Origin of the sequence: Metamycoplasma auris 15026 (genome assembly GCF_000367765.1) — a bacterium.
In the GTDB taxonomy this organism is placed as follows: Bacteria; Bacillota_I; Bacilli_A; order Mycoplasmatales; family Metamycoplasmataceae; genus Metamycoplasma; species Metamycoplasma auris_A.
This window is the reverse complement of record NZ_AORI01000001.1, coordinates 83,757-103,785: the sequence shown is the minus strand read 5'-3', so window position 1 is coordinate 103,785 and position 20,029 is coordinate 83,757. Positions and strand designations below refer to the sequence as shown.

Sequence of the window (20,029 nt, the reverse complement as noted above, 5' to 3'; positions counted from 1 at the left end):
CAATGTTTTGAAATTAATTTAATTAGTTTTTAGTTTTTTCAAAGTAGTATGAAACAATTTTTGTTCTTAAATTATTTTCAATTAGAGGATATGTGAATAGTTGGTATTCACTATCTTTTTCTGGATGAGGTTGTTCAAAAATACCTTTTGCAATTTCATCATTTCCAAAGTATCATTTATCAATAAATGCATAAGTTAAAGCATCTGCTGGAGTATATGAAATGTAATCAAAATTTCCTATTTCTGAAAGTTCAATATCTGAAAAAACATCACTAAATATATCTTCAAAAAGTTTGTATCCATCGTCTGAATGTGATCTTACTATATGAAGAAAATCTTTGAATTTTTTATTATCAACTTCTTTTGGATTAATGTTCTTAGTTCATTCATCTAGTTTGTTTCAGTCAGTTGTTTTTAAAGTTTCATTTTTGTTTAATTGTTCAATGATTTCTTTTTTTGCTTCTTCATTTTCAAATATTGATGCAAGAATTTCTTTAGCTTCTTTTATTTCTTTATCACCAATGTTTTCAATAATTTTTGCAATGAATTCTTCTTCAAGATTCATTAATCCATCTTCTTTATTGAATTTTGCATTATTATGATAAACATTTTCTTTAAGAGCTTCTAGAAATTTCTTGGTATCTTCTTCACTTAATTTATGAGAAATAATTCAGCCATCCATAAGAATGTAATTATGTTTTGGACGAATGAAACGAATTTTTCCTTCTTCAACACTTGCAAAATTATCTTTTGAATAATATGCATCTAAGGCATCACCATTATAAACAACAGCTGCGTCGCTTCTTCCCGAAGCTGGTTCGATTAAATGATTAACTAATTCAAGACCATCACCACTTAAGAAATTATGCATTGTATTTCTTATTTCATAACCCGATGCATTTTTAACAAAACTAACAAAAGAATCAATTGCATCTTTGTAATTTTTTTCATTAAAGTCAAAAAGTTTTCCTTCACCATTTGCTGTGAATTCTTTTGTTCATTCTTTTCTAGAATTGAATGCGCCAATCATTAAATTATCAACATAAGCATTAGTTCAGCCAATTCTTTGGTAGTTATGTTTATGTAGAATTTTAAAAATATCAAGTCAATCTTTTTTAAGGTTGGCTTCTTTTAATTCTTCTATTTCACCATCGTCATTTAGGTCTTTTAAATGCGGTCTTGTGTCTTTATTAATGTTATAAGCAATACCTTTGTCTTGAGAATAATATGGGATAATGAAATCAGCAAAATGGTCTCATTCTTTTTCATTTTTTGCTTTTGTTTCATCAAGCATTCTTCAAGCTTTTTTTTGTGGATCAATTTCAAAGCCAATTCTTTTTAAATCATCTTCTGTCATTGATGCTAATTTGTTATAGATTAATTGATCAAAGTTTTCAAGATGATTTTGGATTGTTTCAGTAAATAAGTTTTTACGTTTGTTTCAGTCTTTGTTTTCATCCCCAAAAACAACTGAATAATCTATTTTTTTAATTTTTTTATCAAGAATTAGTTGCGCTGCTTGAAAGTCACTACCAACACCAGCGATGGCTTTATCTTGGACAAGAGCTTGTGTGAATTCATTGACTTCTTTAAATTGTTTATAGTGGTAATTTTGGTTAAGTTTTTTAATGATACCAGGAGCTAAATATGATTCGTAGTTATAAATGCTGGGACGGTATTTATTGTTTAATTTTAAGGCTAAGGAACCAATAAATAAAAATAGAATTAGAATGCTAGCAAAAGAAAAGATTAAAGCTTTAAAAAGTTTTCTATGCAATTTATAAGTACCTCCTTAAAAATCTTTTTGTTGTTGTCTTCTTGTTAATAAAATGGTTTTCTTAGTTTTAATATTTTGACTCTTTTTAAAGACAATGTATATTGTGTTTGAAAATATAACAATAATTAATGAAATTGCACCAATTGCAAGCGACCAAGCTTGGAATTGTCCTTCGTATAACTTAGTTCCTAAGGTTTGGGTATTGGAAACAATTCTTGTAATAATAAAATCATCAAAAGAAAGTGTCATTGTCATTACAAATGTAAAACCAATTGAACCTAACATGTAAACAAAATAAGTTTTGAATCAGGTTTTAAATTTTGAATAACCTAAATCTTGGCTTGCTTCAAAAACGTTTTTTGAGAATTTGTCACTTTTTGGAAGCATAATAAGAATTCCATAAGGTAAACACATAACAGTATGCCCAATAATAGCTCTAAAGAAACCTTCACTAGTAGCCTTAAGAGTACCAAAGAAAAGGAAGTTTAAAACAATAGCAAGCGTTAATCCAGTAATAACATCAGGATTAATTAAAGGAATATTTGATGTAGTTTGGACAAATGAACGCGCTACTTTGTTTTTGTGTCTTCAAAGAGCAAAAACTGTAAGTAAAGATAAAGAAATAACTAAAACGGAAGTAGCAAGACCTAAAAGAAATGAGTTAGCAAATGCTAATAAGTTTGATTTAGAAAATAATTCTCTATATGCTTCAAAAGATGTTCGATTTCAGGTGGTTACTGAAAAAATCCCTTTGTCAGATGGGGCATTGAAGCTATAAATACTTCCAAAAATAATTGGAATATAAAGAAATGCAAGAATTACAAACACATATGAGTACTTAAGAAAACTTTTAAATTTATTCATAGTGACTTCCTTGTTTTTTCTTTGAAATTAGATATGGAATACCATAAATTATTCCATAGATGCCTAATAGCACTGAAAGAGTAATAATAACTAAAGTAGATGAGTTTGCCAAATCAAATGGATTAGCTGTGTTTGCAAATTGATTAATTAAATTCCCAATTAATTGTTTTTGGCTGCCATTTGGTAGTAGTTTGTCTGAAATAATAATGGAAGTTGCAGCCATCATTAAAACAATTCCTAAACCACTTAAAATTGCTTTTGCAGAATAAGGAATAATTACAGTAAAAACAGTTTTAAATTTTGAATAGCCTAAATCTTGGGATGCTTCAAGAATATTATTAGGCATATCTTTTAGCACTTGGTATAAAGGAAGTACCATAAAAGGTAGATACAAATAAACCATCCCAAAGATAATAAAGAAATTATTATTCAAATGATTTTCATCAAAGATAGCTGAGAATAAACCTCTAACAGCTAGAGCTTTTGAGATTGTAAAAATAGCTAGAGGACTTAGAATTAAAGTTAATCCTAAAATCTTAATAACTGAATATTTTGAACGTGAAACAATGTAGGCATAAGGAAAGCCAATAATAAGGCTTAAAATGGCCGCAATACCACCAGTTAGAAGTGATCTACCGATGATAACTCATGTTGAAGGTCTTAAAGCAATTGCTCAGTTTTCTAGTTGTTTTTGTTGTCCTTCAAGTGGTTTAAATGCATAAATAGAAACAAAAACCATTGGAAGAATAATAAATAGAATTGTAAAAATAACGTATGGAATAATTAATGAAAGTTGAAGTTTTTGAATTGGAGATGTGAAATAAGTTTTCTTTTTCTTGGGTATCTTAATTTCTTTTTTAGAATTAAGATTCAGGTTCTTGTTCACTAAATTTCTTATCCTTTTTCATTAAATGGATTGCGTCCACATCTCAAGTTAAATAAACTTCTTTTCCGACATCATGTTTTGATGGAGTTTTAACATTAATGATATGTCCTTTAACATTAATATCATAATTGTAATAAATTCCACTATAGGTTGATTTAATAATTTCCCCAGTTAGTTTTGCTTTTGCTTTTGTTTTAGTAATAATGATATCTTCAGGACGAATTAAAGCATCGACTTTTTCATTTGGACTAAATTCAGTATGAATTGTTTCAAATGTTTTGGAAATAAATTTAACTTTATTTTCTTCTAAAAATGTTGCATCAAAGAAATTTGAGTCACCAATAAAATTGGCTACTCATTTATTTATAGGATAGTCATATAACTCTTTTGGAGTAGCAAATTGTTCAACTTTACCATCTCTAATAACAGCAATACGATCACTTAGTTGCAAAGCTTCATTCCGGTCGTGAGTAACAAAAATAAAGGTTAGTTTTAGTTTTTGTTGGATATCTCTTAATAAAACTTGCATTTTTTCACGAATTTTTGCATCTAAAGCACTTAGAGGTTCATCTAATAAAAGAATTTCAGGCTCAATAACTAATGATCTAGCAAGAGCAACTCTTTGTTTCATTCCCCCAGATAGGAAATTAACATTTTTCTTTTCGTTGCCGCTTAAACCAACAAGTTCCATAATTTCTTTAACTTCTTTGTCCATTTCAGCATTGCTAATAGGACGAGTTAAAAATCTTTTTTCGTAGCTTTCAGTTTTTAAATCAACATAGTTTTCTCAATATGAATATTTGAAATCCATGTCATCAATTCATTGTTGGTATTTCTCTCTTTTTTTCTTTGAAAGCTTAGTGTTGCTACTTAATTCTTTTTCGTAGATTTCAAATTCTTTATCAAGCGCAGCCATTTTTTGCTGAGCGTATTTTTTTCATTTAGTCTTTTGGGATGTTAGTTTTGTTTTGAATGATTTTGGAACATTTTCTTTTTTAATTCGCTTAAGTCTTAGTCCATATTTAATGTTATTTTCAACATTAAGATGGCTAAAAAGGGCATAGTCTTGGAAAATGGTTGATACATCTCTTTTGTGTGGGGATAAATCCTTGATATCTTTACCATGTAGTTTAACTTCACCACGTGTAACTCATTCAAAACCACCAATAATACGAAGGATCGTAGTTTTACCTGATCCAGAAGGACCTAAAAGAGTAATGAATTCACCTTTATTAATTTGTAGATTAACATTATCAAGAACAGTTTTATCTTCAAATTCTTTAACAACGTCAACTAATTCAATAATGGATGAATCTTCTTTTTTGATTTTTTTCTTTTCCATTTTTTCCTTTCAATTTATTAATAAATTTAAGAATTAGTTATTTCATAATAGTATTCAATCATTTTGGTCTTTAATTCAAGACTTAGAGGTTGATATGCTCTAAACTTTGTTTTTTCTTTAGTTTCTGTGTCATTTATATCAAAGATTTTTAAGGCTTTTTTATCAGGAGTTTTTTCTTCATCTAAGAAATATCATTTCTTCAAGAAATCTTTTGTATTTTTAAAACTTGGAGTGTAATTGATATGATGGAAATTTAAGATAAATGGTGAGTTAAATGATTCCCAAGCATCTTGAAATGAAGAGTAACTTTCTTTGAAAAATTCTTTATCTATTTCTTCTAATGTTTTAGGAGATTCGAGTTTGCTATCTTTAAAAAGATTTTTTATATAGAAATCTTTTTTTGATGAATCTTTTTCATTTAATGTTTCTAAAACATTTTTAAGATATTGTGTTTCTAGTTGCGCAACATTAAATGATGCATCTTTATAAAGGTTATCGTGAAGATTTTCTAGTAGTAAGTCTGCTTGTTTATCATTTGTATCTTTTGAAATGATTCAACCATCAATATTTAGATAACTATAATTTGGTCTTACAAAGGAAATGTTATCTGTTTCAGGTAATGATGCAAAGTTATCTTGTCCATAATAAGCATCAAGTGCATCTCCATTATACATAATAGCAATATCAGCCTTATTTCTTTTAGGTTCTATAATTGAAGATACTAATTCTTGACCATCTGTTACTAATTTATTTCTTGTTGTATCTTCGATTGATTTTTTTGTTGTTTCTAAAACTAAATTACTAAAGTCATTAAACACATCTCTGTAATTTTTAAGATTATAAAGAATTCATTTTCCATCTTTATCTAATTGATTTTTATTTTTATCTTGTGTATAAAATTGCCCGATCATTGCATTATCTAAAAAATAATGAGTTCAATAAATGTTAGGATTTTTGTATTTTTTTACAAGTTTAGATAAAGTTTCAGTTCAACTTTTTCCATCCACAATATCATCAAAAGTAGCATTTTCTACAAGATTATTTCTTGTTTTTTTAGCAATATCAGTATTTTGTGGGTTATATGCAATTAGTTTGTCAAGTGTGAAGTATGGAATAATGTATTCATAGAAGTTATCAATTTTTCCATCCAAATCAATATCAAAACCTATGGCTTTGCTTTTATCATTCTTATCATAAAAAACATAAGGCTTATTTGTTTCTCTTTTTGGATTTATTTTTTTAATTTCATCAATGATTCAGTTATTAAAGTATTCAAATTGATTTATTACTTCTTCTGGATATAAAGCATAGACTTGATTTTTCTTATCTTGTCAATCATCTTCATTGTATTTAAAATCATCGCCGAAAACTTTTTTAAAGTTTATTTTCTTTAGTTCTTTTTCAAGAATTAATTGTGCTATTTGGTAATCTGAATGAACACCAGCAACGGCTTTTTTATTTTTAATTGCGCGAGTAAATTCATCAAGATTTTTAAACACATGATAAGAGTAATTCTTTTTTAGATTATCAATTATAGGCCTACTTAAATAAGACTCATAATTGTAGATGCTAACCTTGTATGGGTTACTTAATTTAACAAAAAGAATGACAAAAAACAAAATAAATAAAATAGAAAATAAAATCGAGAGGAGAATTAATTTAATCCGATGAGTTAAAAAAAGATTTTTCATCTAATAACCTGCGTTTTTAATTTTTTGTTCATCATCAACTCAGTTCTCATCGACTTTAACTTTTACAAGTAATATGATTGGGTGTTGAAAAACGCTAATCATTCTTTGTCTTGCAGACATAGAAATTGTTTTTATTTTTGAACCACCTTTTCCAATAAGAATACCTTTTTGTGATTCACTTTTAACAAAAATAGTAGCATAGATTTTATATGGCACGCTATCATCATTTTCGTTTTCAATAAACTCATCAATTGTGATTGCAACTGAGTGAGGAACTTCGTGATATAGATTATTGATTGCAGCTTCTCTAATGATTTCTTTTGCCATAAAACGCAATGAGACATCGCTATATTGGTCTTCTTCATAAATTAATTCTGAAGGATAAGCAAAACTTTTAATTTCATCCACCAAATCATAATAAGTTTGTTTGTATCCTAAGCCAACACCTAATACACTTAAAAAACCAAGCTCTTTTAGTTGAGCTGCTTTTTCATCTAGTAGTTCTTTTTTATCTATTAAATCAATTTTAGTTATAACAGCAACTAATTTTGCATCTGTTGTTTCTTTAATTTTATTAATTACGTATTTGTCGCCAGTGCCTAATTTTTCATTTGCAGCAGTAACAAATAAAACAACATCAACATCTTTAAGTGTTTTATAACTTTTTTCATTTAATTTTTCAGATAATAGAAATTCAGCTTTGTGAATTCCTGGTGTATCAATGAAGATAAGTTGACTATCATGGTCATTATAAATACCCTTGATATTATCTCTAGTTGTTTGTGCTAGATTAGTAACAATTGATAAATCGAAATTCAATATATTGTTTAATAATGTACTTTTGCCTACGTTAGGTCTGCCAATAAGGCCAACATAGCAAACTTTTTTCATATTTAACCTCACTTTAATATCTTGTAATATTTAATCTTTGCATTATATTTTCTACATGTTGGTTCATTATTTTAGCTTCTTCTTCTGTTTGGTGATCGAAGCCAAATAAATGTGCAATTCCATGGGCAAAAATATAACAAAATTCTCTTCTTAAACTATGATTAAATTCTTTAGCTTGTTTAATTATTTTTCAAGGTGAAATTATGATTTGTCCAAGTTCCAATAATTCTAAAAAATCGAGTTCTTTTTGTGCTTCTAAGGGAAAGCTTAAAATATCAGTTGTATAGTTTTTTTGGCGGTGTAAGAAATTAAGTTTTTTCATCTTACATTTAGTTACAAATAATAAGTCAACTGATATGTCCTTGGGGGCATTAAATTCCCTCTTTGACTCAGCTAAAATAGTTAAAAAATCTTCCTTAAATTTAAATGCAAAAAGACTGCAATTTTTTATATTCAAATTATTCATACGCATAATTATAAATTAATGAAAAAAAATATTAAATATTTATAAAAACTTATAAATTTTGTGGTCTTTTGTGATGAATCTATTTGTATGACTTACTTCAATAAATATTGAAGTCTTTTGTTTTTTTAAAATTAAATTTCTTATTTTTTCAAGAAGATTGTTTGCAATAAATTCTAATGACTCATCGAGTAAAATTAATTGAAATTTTCTAATCATCAAAGGAAGCAATTTTATTATTTGAATTTGTCCCATGGAAAGTTTGTTTTTTAACATAAATAAATTTGCAAATAAATCAAGATTTAAATTCTCTAAAAGACTAATAAATTCTTTGTTTTTTAGTATTTCATTTTTTTGTTGTTCAGGTATTTCAAAAAACAAATAAGTATATAAATCAACATTAGGAAAATTATTATCTTTGTCAATCATAAAAATGTTATTTGCAATTCAATCTTTATCGATCTTTTCAATCGGAATTTGATTAATTAAAACACTATTATTTAAATCAAAAAATAAACCAGAAAGAATTTTTAAAAATGTCGTTTTTCCAGATCCATTTTTTCCTTCAAGAACATAGTTTGAATCAATATTTAAATTCATATTTGAAATAATTTTTTTAGATGAATAACCAAAGTTTAAATTCTTAATTTCTATCATTTTTATTTCTTCATTTAAAGACACTTTTTCAATATTTTGATTGCTTGGAATATTCAGAATAAAAAAGAGACGTTCAATGTTGATTCTATTAATCTTTTTTTCTGTTAAAAATGTTTGAAAATTGTTAAGAGGCTCATTCAAAAGTGATTGCAATTGGAATATAAAAAGAAGATCTGAGATATTGCTATTTTTAATATTGATAAAAATTAAAAATATAAGACTATTACTAATAATTGTAAAAAATGAATATAATGAGTTTTTTAAGGCATTTAGTTTATTAATTGTTTTTTCAATTGAAGCATTAAGATTGAGTGTGTCATAATAGTTAAACAAGGAAACATTTTTCCAAACTTCTTTCCCATAAGGCTCATAGTTTTTGGCTAAAAAACTTAATTCATTTATTTCATTAAGATTAGTAGTAATCAATTTTTTTGAGGCTAGATATATTCTTGAATTAATTAAGTAAGTTAATAGCACCTTTATTAAATTACTACTAAAAATAATTATTATTGAATGCAAATTCACATAGAAAATAAGCGGAATTAAGAAAGATAATGTAAAAATAAGCGTAGGCCAAAAGATTAAAATTGAAGCATAAAAATTAGAAATCATATTGATTGATAAATACCTTAAAATAATTTCGTTTTGTTCAATCTTAGTTATTTGGTTGTAGTTACCAGTTTCTAATTTTGAAATAAAATTATTTTTTATTTTTTTAGCAATATTTATCCTTAAAAAATTTAAAAACAAAGCACTTACTAAATTAGCTATTACTGAAGCAATAGATATTCAAAATAAAAAAAGAATACTTTTTAAAGCATTGTTTCATGCAAAACTTTGAATGTATAGAAAAATAAACTTATTGATAAATGATAAAAAGAAATTCAGTGAAACAATGATTAAACTAAGAAGGATTAAAAAGAAAATAAAACCAAAATAAATTTTGAAAGGAAGACGAAATTTTTCAATAAATTCTTTATTGGATTTCTTTTCTTTTTTCTTTTTAGTAAAAAGAATGATATTGGTATACATTTCTTTAAAAATAGTGAGTTTAATTTTTCTTTTGCCATTAACTGAATCATAGGTTTCTACGTAGCCATTTTTAATATTTTTTATAATAATATAATGCATAAAATTATCAATCTTGATAATTGAAATACAAGGGCTTGTAATTTGCATTGAAATAAGTTCATCAAAAGCAATCTTATATGGCTCAATTTCAATTGAAAGTTGCTCTGCACTTTCAATCAAATCTGCAATTGATATGCCATTTTGTGAGTAAGGACACAGGTATTTTAATTTATTGATATCAAGCCATTTTTTTCAATAAAATTTGTATACTGCTTGCAAGGCATAAAGTCCGCAATCTTTAATGTCTTCTTGAATTCGTATTTGCATAATCTAATTGTGAAACACAAAAGCAGCTAAACTAGATAATTAGCGAAAAAAAAGCGAAAAACATTATTTTGTTTAAAATTATTTGTTATGAATAACAAATATAAAAAATTATCACTTTGTTTACCTTTTTTAGGAGCAGTTACTGCAACTTTATCTCCCTTAGTTTTAGCTGCAACTTGTGGATATGATCGCCCAACAATTTCCATTAAAGAAGATAGCAAATATAGCTATATAAATGAAAATAATGAAAGAATTATTAAAGGCAGCGCTTCGGAATTTTATAACACAAATCGCTCTGGAGTTTTTAACCCAATTGATCCTTCTGATCCTTTTTATAGTATTTTTAAAGATAATAATCCAAATGTGTTGAATAATAAACATAACCAAGAACATAAACCTAAAATCAAAGGAAATTTTGAATTTCTTAAGTTTAATAATTTAACTGCACCACACAGTTATCGTATCTATTCATTTAAATATCCTGAATTAGTGACAAATATTCCAGGAGTTGCAACAAGAAAAAAATATACAGATTACAAAAATAATCCTAAAGCAGTTTACATTGTTTTATATTGAATTGAAAAATCCAATGAAGCAGCGCCAAATTGAGTAAGAGATATTGTAAGTCCTGCTGCTGCGCATTTAAATGTGCCATATAGTGCTGATAGAAAAGAAGAAGCACCATGACCTTTTGTAAAAGGTATTATTAGTCAAGAAACTTGAAAAAATATTACAGAACCAGTCGTTTTAGTTTTTGATAAGGAATAAATTTATGAAAACAGTTAGAACAAGATATGCCCCAAGTCCCACAGGTTATTTGCATATAGGAGGCGCTAGAACGGCGTTATTTAATTATTTATTTGCTAAGCATTTCAAAGGTGATTTTGTTTTTAGATTAGAAGATACAGACGTAGCAAGAAACGTTGAAGGTGGTGAAAAAAGCCAACTAGATAATCTTGCATGACTTGGTATAATTCCAGATGAAAGTCCTCTTAATCCAAATAAAAAATATGGTTTCTATCGGCAATCCGAAAGACTTGATATTTATCAAAAAGTGATTAATAAATTACTAGCAAAAAATTTAGCTTACAAAGCTTATGACACACCTGAAGAACTTGAGTTGCAAAGAAAAGAACAAGAAGAAGCCAAAATTGCCTCATTTAGATATGATGAAAATTGACTAAAAATCTCAGATGAAGAAAGAAAAAAAAGAGATGATAACAATCAATACTCCATTCGTTTAAGATTAAAAAAGAATGTCGTTTATGCTTGGAATGATCTAGTGCGTGGCAAAATTGAAGTTAATAGTGATGATATTGGGGATTTTGTTATCATGAAAAGTGATGGATATCCTACATATAATTTTGCTGTCGTAGTTGATGATCATATGATGGAAATAACTCATGTTTTAAGAGGTGAAGAACATATAACAAATACTCCTAAACAACTAGCTATTTATGAAGCTTTAAATTGGGATATGCCAATTTTTGGACATCTAACTATCATTACAAATATGGAAGGTAAAAAACTTTCTAAAAGAGATAAGACTCTTAAACAATTTATTGAAGACTACAAAAATGAAGGTTACCAACCACATGCTATCTTTAATTTCTTATCGCTTTTAGGTTGGACTTCTAAAGATAGTAAAGAGATTATGAGTCATGCTGAATTAATTGAGAATTTTGATTATGAAAGACTTTCAAAATCTCCTTCAAAATTTGATATTGTAAAAATGGAATGATTCTCAAAACAATATATGAAAAAAACAGATAACCAAGAAATAATTAGCCAAATTAATTCACCTTTTTCAGCAGAATGAAATGAGTTATTTGTCGATACTTATAAGCAATCAGCTGCAACTATCAATGAAATTAAAAATAACCTTTTAATATATACTTCTCCAAAAAAAGAAACTAATTTAGAAATACCTAACTTAGAAGTAGTTCAAACATTTTTTAGTTATTTAAAAGAAGGAAGTTTTAGCATTGAAAACATTCAGTTAGCAATTGAAAAAACAAAGCAAAAACTAAATCTAAAAGGTAAGGATTTATTTATGCCAATAAGAATTGCTTCTACTCTTGAAGAACATGGGCCCGAATTAGCAAAAGCAATCTTTTTATTTGGCAAAGAAATCATTTTTGAAAGACTTTCAAAATGAAATTAAAATACGTTTTAATTTCTTCATTTAGCACTTATGAAGAAAAAGTCATTGAAACAGAATACGTAGATTTTTTAGAAGAAGAAAAAGGCAAATTCAGTCATATTGAATTTGATGATAAAAAAGGAATGCATTGTGTACTAGATGTTAGTGATGATGAAATTAATATTAGTTATGCAGCCCAAAGTCTAAGTATGAAAAAAAATCAATATGTTGAAAATAAACTAAATATTTCAGAAAAAGATTGAATTTTTTTAGAAGTATATTTAATTAAAGTAATAATTAGCAAAGAAGAGATTTCTTTTACTTATGACTTATTACAAAATAAAAATATTATTGTAAGAAATACAGCAAAATTAATTTTTATCAATTAAAAATCTAGGTTTTTTAGACCTAGATTTTTTCTTAACTGATCAAGAAAATTACTTAATGTTTTTTTCAACGAATTCTTTTAGTTTAGGAATATAAGGATCCATTATTTTTTCATAGTTTTTAACTATTTCAGCTCAGTTGGAATTATCTTTTTTAGCTTCTGAATCGGTATAGTTTTCTTTTTGTCTGTACTCTGAATATGTGCTATAGTCAGCTATGTCACCTACAATTTCAAATAAACGGGATGAAAAACCAACAAGATCAACATAGTTACGAATGTGGTCTTCAAACTTATGACCTAAAGAACCTTGTTTACCCTTTCAGGCTTCGTTTTTTTCTTTATTGTATTTCTTTATTTTATTGAAAAAATCTTCATTTTCCTTATGGATTTTTTCATTTTCATTCGGTAATTCATTGGTAATTTCATTTGAAGAATCACCTTGAGTTTGTGGTTCTTCTTGTTTATTTTCTTCAGGAGTTTCAATACCTGAAGAAGAATCACCTAATGAGTTTTCTGACTCAGCTTCACCACCTAAATTAGGAGTAGATGGTTGACTCTCAACCCCCCCCCCTATTAGTTTCATTTTCATTTTCCTTTTCAGGTATTATTCCTTCAGGAGTTGACTTTGGAGTTGTATACACACCACCTTAATTTTGCTTTGTATCTTTTTCATTGGCAGTTTTTTCTGATTTATTTTCTTTAGGATCATTTGATTTGTCAACATTGGCATTATTGCTATTTTGACATGATGCAGCAATCAATGTTGGACTAATTGTTACAAATGAACTTAGTAGTAATGCAATTTTCTTAATCATTTTATCTCCTATTAAATTTTAGTTTTTAGGTATTTAAGATCTAATTTCAATAATTGACCTATAGATCTTATTTAAACCAAGAATTATAAGTAAATAATTCAATAAATGATTGAATAAAGTATTGAAAAAGATTTAAATTCATTGGAAATAATGATTGAATTTCAATCTGTTTTTATTTATTTTTTAGGCAATAAAAAAATAAAAATGAAGTTTTTTGAATGCTAAAAAATAATCATTATCAATAGGGTTGTAAATATCAAATATAATTAATTTATAGAAAACTAAACTAAATTAATTATTAAAAAAAGAAGGCATATATGAGTTTTCCTAAAAATTGTTATTGATGAAAAGAAGTTTATAAACAATGTTAAAAAAGCAATTGAAATCTGTAGTAAAAAAGGTATCGAAGTTTTAGCTGTTACTAAAGGATTTTGTGGCAATAAAAGAATGGTGGAACTATACTATGAAGCTGGAATTAGATATTTTGGTGATTCAAGACTGGATAATTTTGAAGTTTATAAAGATATACCAGGTCACAAGCAGCTTCTAAGAATTCCTATGATTTCTGAAATTCCAAGGATGCTTGAACTATGTGATTCATCGTTGCAAGGGGATATTAATGTTATTAAGAAAATTAGTGAATATGTTATTTCTAGAAATCTTAAACCACATGAAATTATTTTAATGGTTGATTTAGGAGATAGAAGAGAAGGTTATCTACCAGAAGAAACGCTGCAAATAACAAAACAAATAAATGAACTACAAGGGGTTAAACTAATTGGTTTAGGTTGCAATTTTGGATGTTATGGTGCAAGAATTCCTTCAAATGAACTTATGGCTCAATTTGTTGCATTACAACATGAAATTGAAGATGAATTAAAAATTAAATTAAGCCACATGTCAGGAGGAAATTCCTTAAGTTTACATATGGTTTGAGAAAATAGAATGCCTAAAGAAATTAATTTCTTAAGAATGGGATTTGCAATGATTTTTGGCACTGAAGATATGTATCGCTTAACTATAGATGGAATGTATCGTGATGCTTTTTATTGCGAAGCTGAAGTAATTGAGGTTGATTATAAGTCCTCTCTACCAGTTGGAGCTTGTGGGATTGATGCTTTTGGGCATGTGCCATATTTTAAGGATATTGGTGATATTAAAAGACTAATTTTAGGAATTGGAAAACTAGATACAATGTTTGATGCAATGTTTCCAAGAGATAAAAACCTAAAAATCTTAGGAGGCTCTTCTGATCATTTAATTATTAATGCCCAAGATAGCAAAATTACTTACAAACCAGGTGACATAGTTGCTTTTGATTTAGACTGAGGCAGTTTACTTTATTTATTTAATTCAAATTATGTAAAAAAAGAATTTAAGAAATAAACAAACTAAATTTTTAAAATAAAAAAGTGATTTTAGAAGCTAAAACTAAGACTTTTAAAATCACTTTTTTATTTAGGTTAAGTATTTATACCTTATGCATTCTTATTTCTTAAATTCCATATTTTTTATATAAAAATATGTATTATTTTTATATGTTTGATTGAAAATATGTCTGAATAAATTTAATCATTTTTCTTATTTCATATTTAATTGGATCAATTAATATAAGTATTTTAATATCCAAAAAATGAAATAAAGATATTAGACAGCATGGTTCTCATAACGCAGGGTCAACTAATGCTCTTAGAGTATTTGGCATTAAGTTTGCTATTTTAGTTTTTGCTTTTGATTGTTTGAAGGCATTTATACCAACTATGATTGTTTTCTTATTTAAAAATTATTTAAATAATGCAGGTACTAAATTTATAATTCCACTTTTTGGCGGACTTGGAGCATTTATAGGACACATAATTCCTTGTCTTTTTAAATTTAAGGGTGGGAAGGGTGTAGCTACATTTTTTGGCATGATCTTAGCTTTTGACTTAACTACTTTTTTAATGCTAGCCTTATTTTATTTGTCCTTAGTTTTAATTATTAGATATGTATCCCTAACTTCTGTTATTTCAGCTGTAATTTTTGCTTTCTTAAGTTTTATTCCATATTACTATGATACCTGAGTGCTTTCATTTATTAATAGAGATATCCCACTATGATCCCATAGTTATATTTTAGTTTTTGCTTCAATTATAATTCTTCTAAAGCACATCCCTAACTATATTAGATTAGTTAACAAAGAAGAATCAAAACTGAATTTAAAGAAATTTAGCAATTAAAATGTTAAAGTGCTAATTTAGTGCTAAAATTATTGAGATAATAAAACTAAAAGGAGTTATTTTATTATTTCAATTATGGATTTAAAAAGTCGTCATCTAGATATTTTTAAAATGATTGTTGAAACTTTTTTTGAAACTGGCGAGCCGGTTGGTTCTAAAAAATTAGTTGAAGCAAAAAATTTAGATTTATCATCAGCAACAATTAGAAATATCATGTCAGAGCTAGAAAAACAAGGTTTTTTAGAAAAACCGCATACTTCTGGCGGAAGAATTCCTACAACTTTTGGACTTGAGTATTACACAAAATATATTGCCTATAATCCAAAAAAATTTTTTAATCGAAGCCTTAATGATATTCTAATTAAAAAAAGATTGAGTGTTGATACCACTTTGGATGAAGCTGCAAATTTAATTAGCAAAATGGCGCATTTTACTGTTGTTGCAACTTCAAATAATAAGGATGAAAAACTAAAAAGTATTCAACTAACTCCCCTTGATATGCAATCTGCTGTTATTGTTATAGTTACTAGTTCTGGAAATGTGCAAAATAAACTCTTTGATTTTGAAGAAGGCATTGAACTTAATGATTTAAGAATTGCAATTCGATTATTTAAAGAACGTCTTATTGATACACCAATGATTGAACTAGCTACTAGAGCAAAAGCTCTCCTTCCTTTATTTAAAGAAAGAATTGGCAACTACGAACGCCTTCTTGAAAGATTTATTAAAACAATCTTTGTTTTTGAAGAAAAAACCCAAAACAAAACATATAACAAAGATGCCATGATTTTATCAAAAAATATTTCTAGAGAAGAATTAGTCGGGCTGCTTGAACTAATTGAAAAACACTCCGTTTGGTCAACAATTGAAAATAATTTAGATGAAGATAACAAAATCAAACTTGATTTCTCAAGAGAAAATCTAAATATTATTAGTAAAAGAATTGATTTTGAAAATGATAAGAATATTAAAGAAATATCAATCATGGGGCCTAAAAATATTGATATTGAAGAATCCCTTGAAACACTTGATTTATTATCAATACTAATTAAAAAAGGAGATAACTAATGGAAATTTTTGAAAAATATGAAAATCTTTTGTTTGAATTAAGAAAGAAAGATAATTCAAATCAAAAAGAAGAAATTAAAAAGTTCTCTTATATTTATGATTATGATGAAATTGATCCATTAATTCTTGAAATTATTAGTAATGGTAAAAAACAAAGTGAATCTGAATGAGTTTTAAAAAATAAAAAAATTGTTTATAAGCTTAAATTAATTTCCAAAAGAAAAGTAAGTCCAAAAGAAAAAGGCATTCTTGAAAAAAATCAATTCTTATTAGATAATTTAAAACAAATTCAAAGTGAACTTGAAACTAAAGAAAATGAAATTAAGAAACTAAATGAAGAAATTGAAAATTTAAAGCAAAAAGCAATTTTGGATGCTAATATCTTTAAAAATGAAGTAATGAGTATTCAAAAGAAAGCACAAGAAGCAATCAATGAGTATAAGCAAAAAGCAACTGATCACCAAGATATACAAATCAAAGAAGCAAAAATGTATGCTTTGCAATCATTTTTAGAAAAACTGATTTTGCCACTTAATAATTTTGAAATTGCAATCAATGCTGCCAAAAAAATTGATAATTCAGTTTTAAATAATTTTATAGTTGGATTTAGTATGCTTTACAAACAAGTTGAAGATGTTTTAATCAATGCTGGACTTACAAAAATAATTCCAAATATTGGTGATATGTTTGATGCAAATATTCATCAGGTTTATGAATTAGTCACTTCGGACTTAGAAAAAGATACAATTATTGAAATTAAAAATATTGGTTATAAACTACATGATCGTGTAATTAAGCCAGCGCTAGTTATTGTTGCAAAATAATTCCTATTTTTTTCTTAAAAATTAACAATATTGCAAGATATTAACTAAAATAAAAACAAATTTGAAAGAGGAAAAATGATATTACCTTTTATACCAATTAAAAAGCAAATTCTTCTGCCATATGATTCAGATCAAATTAGAGTTGGAAAACCTAATTCAGTTTTAGCAATGAATTTAAGCATTGAAAATAAAAGTCAATATAAAAATAAAATCGTTATAGCTTTTATTAAGGATGCTTTTGCTAATGAACCTGAAATAACTAACAAGGATATGTTAGAAGATTATGGAGTAGTTGCATCAATAAAAAGTCCGCTTGAAAACAATGGCGTTTATGCTTTGAAATTAAATTGTGCATCAGTTGTTAAAATCACTGATTTAATACGTTTAGAAGAAACTAATCAAAACAGCCCTTTAGTTTTAATGGAATATGAACCAATTATTAATACTAAAAATTTAGTTTCAATCGAAGACTTAAACAAATCACTAAAAAAACTAGATGATTTCATTGCTAAGAAACCAGCTCCTAAAGGCGAAGATAAATTCTTTAGTCCAAATACTTTTGATTTTGCAGTTGCTGAAACTCTTAGAAAATTCATTAAAAATGAAATTATTAATGAAGAAATTAAAGAATACAAAGAACCTCAGCTAAATGAACAAATTTGAACAATTATAAAAATAATTAAAAGCCATTTAACAAGAGAAGATTTATTAAAACTTCTACCACTAAAAAATGATGCTTTAATTAATGAAATAGTTTCAAGATTATCATGAAAATTTGAAGCAATCAATGTTGATTTTGAACTAAGCAAAAAAATGAATGAAGAAATGGAAAATTCTCAAAGAGATTTCTTAGTTAGAGAAAAAATTAAACAACTAAGATCCATGCTTAGTGATGAAGCAAGTAATGATGCTGAAAATATTGAAAAAGATCCAGAAGAAAGTAAAAGATTTCCTACTTATGTACTAGAAGCATTAAAAGCTGAACAAGCAAGACTTGCTTCTATGATGGCATCTAGTCCAGAAGCTAACGTTACAAAAACTTATATTGATTTAATTCTAGCGTTGCCATGAAGAAAAGTAAGCAAAGAATTAATTGATATAAATCATGTTAGAAAAGTTTTAGATAAACATCATTCAGGTTTAGAAAAACCAAAACAAAGAATTCTTGAATTTATTTCTGTTTTAACTCATACAAAATCTAAAAATGCTAACGAAGAATATCTTGCAATTAAAAATGACAGTGAACATTTTGTAGATAAGAATTTATTTGTTCACAAAACTGGTGATACTCTAAATAATCCAGTAAATAACATTCCAATTCTTACTTTAATTGGTCCTCCTGGAACAGGAAAAACTACACTTGCTAAATCTATTGCAGAAGCCTTGCAAAGAAAGTTCATTAAAGTTTCTTTAGGTGGTGTAAAGGATGAAAGTGAAATTAGAGGTCACAGAAGAACCTATGTGGGAGCTATGCCTGGAAAAATTATTTCTGCAATTAAAAAAGCAGGAGTTTCTAACCCCGTTATTTTACTAGATGAAATTGATAAAATGTCTTCTGATTTTAGAGGTGATCCAACAAGTGCAATGTTAGAAGTTTTAGATCCTGAACAAAATGCAAACTTCCAAGATCACTACTTAGATTTAGAATATGACTTATCAAAAGTTTTATTCATAGCAACTGCAAACTATTATGATAGCATTCCTGCAGCCTTAATTGATAGAGTTGAATTACTTGAACTTTCAACATATACAACATCAGAAAAAATTGAAATTGCAAAAACGCATTTAATGCCTAAAGTATTAGAACAAAATGCGCTTAATGAATCACAAATGCAAATTTCAGATGAGGCATTTAAGTTTCTAATTCATGCATATACAAGAGAAAGCGGAGTGCGTGAATTAAAACGTTTATTAGATAGTATTGCCCGTAAGATTGTAGTAAAGATTTTAGATAAGGAAGTTGCAGACCAATTTGTAGTTGATGAAAAAGTAATTATTGATTTCTTAGGCCCAATTAAATTCGAAGAAGATGAAAATGAAAACAAAGACCAAATAGGTGTTGTTAATGGACTAGCATATACTAGTTTTGGTGGCTCTACTCTAGCAATTGAAGTGACTACTTTTCCAGGAAAAGAAGGTCTAAAACTAACAGGGCATTTAAAAGATGTCATGAAGGAATCAGCACAAATTGCCCTTGCTTATGTTCGTGCAAATGCTGAAAAATTTGGAATTGATTTTGATTTTGAAAATAAATCAATTCATATTCACGTACCAGCGGGAGCAATTCCAAAAGATGGTCCATCTGCAGGGGTAACATTTACAACCTCAATAATTAGTGCTCTATCTAAAAAACCAGTTCCAGCAAATGTTGGAATGACAGGTGAAATTACACTAAGAGGAAAAGTACTGCCAATTGGAGGATTAAAAGAAAAATCCCTAGCTGCGGCACAATTTGGTATTAAAAAGATTTTTATTCCATATGATAATGCTAAAAATTTAATTGATGTTCCTGACGAAGTTAAAAAAGAAGTTGAATTCATACCTGTTAAATATTATGAAGAAATCTTTGATGTACTTTTTAAATAAATGCAAATAAAAATTAG

At 27.1% G+C, this 20,029-nt stretch carries 18 protein-coding genes; 8 read left to right on the top strand and 10 right to left on the bottom strand.

The window, feature by feature from the left end; translation table 4 throughout:
• Positions 1 to 22: 22 nt before the first annotated feature.
• The 8 genes from MAU_RS00420 to MAU_RS00385 all read right to left on the bottom strand — a co-directional run bounded on the left by MAU_RS00420 (position 23) and on the right by MAU_RS00385 (position 9,969).
• Positions 23 to 1,777, bottom strand: a complete 1,755-nt coding sequence (locus MAU_RS00420) for a hypothetical protein (protein ID WP_004423204.1) — start codon at positions 1,775 to 1,777, stop codon at positions 23 to 25.
• 15 nt (positions 1,778 to 1,792) lie between these two features.
• Positions 1,793 to 2,641 (bottom strand): ABC transporter permease, encoded by an 849-nt coding sequence (locus tag MAU_RS00415; RefSeq protein ID WP_004423202.1) that lies wholly within the window; start codon positions 2,639 to 2,641, stop codon positions 1,793 to 1,795.
• A complete protein-coding gene (locus tag MAU_RS00410) occupies positions 2,634 to 3,527 on the bottom strand; it encodes an ABC transporter permease (protein ID WP_004423200.1) in 894 nt (297 codons plus the stop codon). The genes MAU_RS00415 and MAU_RS00410 overlap by 8 nt, the downstream gene beginning before the upstream one ends.
• On the bottom strand, positions 3,505 to 4,869 hold the full coding sequence (locus MAU_RS00405; RefSeq protein ID WP_004423198.1) for an ABC transporter ATP-binding protein: 1,365 nt from the start codon (positions 4,867 to 4,869) through the stop codon (positions 3,505 to 3,507). The genes MAU_RS00410 and MAU_RS00405 overlap by 23 nt, the downstream gene beginning before the upstream one ends.
• A 26-nt stretch (positions 4,870 to 4,895) precedes the next feature.
• Positions 4,896 to 6,368, bottom strand: coding sequence for a hypothetical protein (locus MAU_RS00400; protein WP_238543379.1), 1,473 nt, complete (start codon positions 6,366 to 6,368; stop codon positions 4,896 to 4,898).
• A gap of 192 nt (positions 6,369 to 6,560) precedes the next feature.
• Positions 6,561 to 7,451, bottom strand: a complete 891-nt coding sequence (gene era, locus MAU_RS00395) for a GTPase Era (RefSeq protein ID WP_004423193.1) — start codon at positions 7,449 to 7,451, stop codon at positions 6,561 to 6,563.
• Between the two features lie 13 nt (positions 7,452 to 7,464).
• Positions 7,465 to 7,917, bottom strand: a complete 453-nt coding sequence (gene ybeY / locus MAU_RS00390; RefSeq protein WP_004423189.1) for an rRNA maturation RNase YbeY — start codon at positions 7,915 to 7,917, stop codon at positions 7,465 to 7,467.
• 39 nt (positions 7,918 to 7,956) lie between these two features.
• Complete coding sequence (locus MAU_RS00385; protein WP_004423187.1) at positions 7,957 to 9,969, bottom strand: Mbov_0121 family peptidase domain-containing ABC transporter; 2,013 nt, start codon at positions 9,967 to 9,969, stop codon at positions 7,957 to 7,959.
• 87 nt (positions 9,970 to 10,056) lie between these two features.
• Between MAU_RS00385 and MAU_RS00380 the strand changes: the two genes are divergently transcribed.
• Genes MAU_RS00380 through MAU_RS00370 form a run of 3 tightly spaced genes read left to right on the top strand, consistent with a single transcriptional unit; the run spans position 10,057 to position 12,501 of the window.
• Entirely contained in the window at positions 10,057 to 10,737 is a 681-nt protein-coding gene (locus MAU_RS00380; RefSeq protein ID WP_004423184.1) for a hypothetical protein, read from the top strand.
• A 4-nt stretch (positions 10,738 to 10,741) separates the two neighbouring features.
• Positions 10,742 to 12,133, top strand: coding sequence for a glutamate--tRNA ligase (gene gltX / locus MAU_RS00375; RefSeq protein ID WP_004423181.1), 1,392 nt, complete (start codon positions 10,742 to 10,744; stop codon positions 12,131 to 12,133).
• The gene (locus MAU_RS00370) at positions 12,124 to 12,501 is read left to right on the top strand and encodes a hypothetical protein (RefSeq protein WP_004423178.1); all 378 of its coding nucleotides are present in this window, start codon (positions 12,124 to 12,126) and stop codon (positions 12,499 to 12,501) included. Before gltX ends, MAU_RS00370 begins: the two co-directional genes overlap by 10 nt.
• A gap of 48 nt (positions 12,502 to 12,549) precedes the next feature.
• On the opposite strand, the gene MAU_RS00365 is transcribed toward MAU_RS00370, so the two are convergent.
• A complete protein-coding gene (locus MAU_RS00365; RefSeq protein WP_004423176.1) occupies positions 12,550 to 13,089 on the bottom strand; it encodes a hypothetical protein in 540 nt (179 codons plus the stop codon).
• Positions 13,090 to 13,147: 58 nt separating this feature from the next.
• Positions 13,148 to 13,315 carry a hypothetical protein gene (locus tag MAU_RS03605; protein ID WP_004423175.1) on the bottom strand — a complete coding sequence of 56 codons (168 nt, stop codon included), beginning with the start codon at positions 13,313 to 13,315 and terminating at the stop codon, positions 13,148 to 13,150.
• 291 nt (positions 13,316 to 13,606) lie between these two features.
• Here MAU_RS03605 and MAU_RS00360 point away from each other — a divergent pair, with 291 nt between their 5' ends.
• From MAU_RS00360 to lon, 5 genes are all read left to right on the top strand, one after another.
• Positions 13,607 to 14,701 carry an alanine/ornithine racemase family PLP-dependent enzyme gene (locus tag MAU_RS00360; protein ID WP_338010094.1) on the top strand — a complete coding sequence of 365 codons (1,095 nt, stop codon included), beginning with the start codon at positions 13,607 to 13,609 and terminating at the stop codon, positions 14,699 to 14,701.
• A gap of 152 nt (positions 14,702 to 14,853) precedes the next feature.
• The gene (plsY, locus tag MAU_RS00355) at positions 14,854 to 15,534 is read left to right on the top strand and encodes a glycerol-3-phosphate 1-O-acyltransferase PlsY (RefSeq protein ID WP_004423173.1); all 681 of its coding nucleotides are present in this window, start codon (positions 14,854 to 14,856) and stop codon (positions 15,532 to 15,534) included.
• A 75-nt stretch (positions 15,535 to 15,609) separates the two neighbouring features.
• Positions 15,610 to 16,602, top strand: a complete 993-nt coding sequence (hrcA, locus tag MAU_RS00350) for a heat-inducible transcriptional repressor HrcA (protein ID WP_004423172.1) — start codon at positions 15,610 to 15,612, stop codon at positions 16,600 to 16,602.
• Positions 16,602 to 17,426 carry a nucleotide exchange factor GrpE gene (gene grpE, locus MAU_RS00345; protein WP_004423170.1) on the top strand — a complete coding sequence of 275 codons (825 nt, stop codon included), beginning with the start codon at positions 16,602 to 16,604 and terminating at the stop codon, positions 17,424 to 17,426. Before hrcA ends, grpE begins: the two co-directional genes overlap by 1 nt.
• Before the next feature lie 75 nt (positions 17,427 to 17,501).
• Positions 17,502 to 20,012 carry an endopeptidase La gene (gene lon / locus MAU_RS00340; protein ID WP_004423166.1) on the top strand — a complete coding sequence of 837 codons (2,511 nt, stop codon included), beginning with the start codon at positions 17,502 to 17,504 and terminating at the stop codon, positions 20,010 to 20,012.
• The last annotated feature ends 17 nt before the right edge of the window (positions 20,013 to 20,029 follow it).